Origin of the sequence: Phycicoccus jejuensis (genome assembly GCF_000720925.1) — a bacterium.
Classification (GTDB): domain Bacteria; phylum Actinomycetota; class Actinomycetes; order Actinomycetales; family Dermatophilaceae; genus Phycicoccus; species Phycicoccus jejuensis.
On record NZ_JOEE01000093.1, the window covers coordinates 1 to 218 of the forward strand.

The window sequence follows — 218 nt, forward strand, 5'->3', positions numbered from 1 at the left end:
CACCGGGAAGGCCGGTCGAGCTCGGCCGCGAAGAAACTCGAGGCCGCCTTCAGGATCGCGTTCGCCCGGCGCAGCTCGGCGTTCTCCCGCCGCAACCGCGTGACCTCCGCAGCCTCCTCGCTACTGACCCCAGCGCGGTCGCCGGCGTCGACCTGCCCTTGGCGCACCCACTTGCGGACCGTCTCCGCCGTGGAGACCCCGAGCAGTTCAGCGACCCG

1 pseudogene is annotated in these 218 nt (G+C 72.5%); it reads right to left on the reverse strand.

Going from position 1 to position 218, the window contains the following annotated elements:
• Positions 1–218 (reverse strand): annotated as a pseudogene (locus tag IG69_RS0119755) (IS3-like element IS987 family transposase); the annotation flags it as partial.